General features: G+C 72.1%; 1 protein-coding gene. It reads left to right on the top strand.

Annotation, left to right across the window (positions count from 1 at the left end):
- On the top strand, window positions 1-2,080 hold a 2,080-nt coding region (locus AC31A1_RS50635), incomplete at both ends, for a condensation domain-containing protein (protein WP_489659787.1).

Below are 2,080 nucleotides of genomic sequence, written 5' to 3'. Positions count from 1 at the left end.
CTGCGGGGCGAAGTGCCCGCCCCCGACTTCACGACCATCACCGGTACGGACGCGGGCACTTCGCCCCGCAGCCCGCGCGAAGAGATCCTCGCCGGACTCTTCGGCGACGTGCTCGGCCTCGAACGCGTCGGCGCCGACGACGACTTCTTCGCCCTCGGCGGCCACTCCCTGCTCGCCATGCGCCTGGTCAGCCGCGTGCGTACGGTACTTGGCGCCGACCTCACCGTCCGGACCGTCTTCGAGGCGTCCACGCCCGCGCTCCTCGCGGCCCGCCTCGACGACCGAGCCGGCGGACTGCCCGCTCTCGTCCCCGCCGAGCGGCCCGACGAACTCCCGCTCTCCTACGCCCAACAGCGGCTGTGGCTGCTGCACCGGATCGAGGGCCCGGGAGCCACGTACAACATCCCGGCTGCCTGGCGACTCACCGGCACACTTGACCGGGACGCCCTGTCCGCCGCCCTGAACGACCTCGCCGTACGACACGAAAGCCTGCGCACGGTCTTCCCCGAACGGGACGGCCGCCCCCACCAGGTCGTGCTGGACGAGGCGTCCGTGCCCCTCCACCACAGCCGCGTCACGGAGATCGAACTGGCTGCCCATCTCGCCGAGGCCGCCGCGCGCGGCTTCGAGATCGACCGCGAACTCCCGCTCCGTGCCCACGTGTTCGAGGTGAGCGACGACGAACACGTCCTGCTGCTGGTGCTGCACCACATCGCCGGCGACCAGTGGTCCGACGGCCCGCTGTGGCGGGACCTGGCCACCGCGTACGCGGCCCGCCGCGAGGGACGGGCGCCCGAGTGGGCCCCGCTGCCTGTGCAGTACGCCGACTACGCCCTCTGGCACCGCGAGGCGCTCGGTGACGCAGACGCCCCGGACAGCCGCCAGTCCCGTCAACTCGCCTACTGGCAGGACGCCTTGGCGGGCCTGCCGGACGAGCTGGCACTGCCCGTCGACCGGCCCCGCCCGCTGGAGAGCAGTCACCAGGGTGGCGCCGTCGGACTGACCCTCCCTCCCGAACGGACCCGACAGCTGCGGGCGTTGGCCCGTCGACACGGCGTGAGTATGTTCATGGTCACCCAGGCCGCCGTGGCCGCGCTGCTGCACCGGCTCGGTGCGGGGGACGACATCCCGCTCGGCGCACCCATCTCCGGTCGGGGCGACGAACACCTCGAAGACCTCGTCGGCTTCCTCGTCAACACCCTTGTCCTGCGCACCGATCTGTCCGGCGACCCCACGTTCGCCGACCTGCTCGCCCGCGTCCGGGACGCCGACCTCGCCGCCTACGAGCACCAGGACCTGCCCTTCGAGCGGCTGGTGGAGGCGGTCAACCCGGCCCGTTCGCTGGCCCGGCACCCGCTGTTCCAGGTGATGGTCGTCCACCTCGACGACGAGGGTGCCACTCCAGCCCTGACCGGTCTGACCGCCCGCCGTGAGGAACTCGGCCAGCAGGGCGCCAAGTTCGACCTCAGCTTCGACTTCGTCGAGCAGGGCGAGGACGGCATGCGGTGCTGGATCGAGTACAGCGCCGACCTCTTCGACGAGTCGACCGCCGAACTCCTCACCCAGCGGCTTGAGTTGCTGCTCGCTCAGGTCGCCACGGACCCGGACCGACGAGTCGGCGCACTCGACGTCCTGCGCGATGACGAACGCTCCCTCGTCCTCACCGACTGGAACAACACCGCACGCACCGTCCCCGACCTCACCCTCCCGGAACTCTTCCGCGCCCAGGTCGTCCGCACCCCCGAGGCCACAGCGGTCGTCTTCGAGGACACCGCCCTCACCTACGCCGAACTCGACCTGCGCGTCGAGCGGTTGGCGCACGCGCTCGCCGCGCGGGGAGCGCGGGCCGAGGCGGTCGTAGCCGTGGCACTGCCCCGCTCACTCGCCCTCGTGGTGTCCCTCCTCGCGGTCCACCGCGCGGGCGCCGCCTACCTGCCCCTCGACACCGGCTACCCGGCCGAACGGCTCGCCTACACACTCACCGACGCCCGCCCGGTCTGCTTGATCACCGCAGACGGCGTCACGCTCCCGGACACCGACGTGCCCACCGTCACGGTGGACGCGGACGGCACCCCCGACC

This window comes from Streptomyces sp. P5F9 (assembly GCF_057961495.1).
This window is presented reverse-complemented; position numbering and strand designations above follow the sequence as displayed.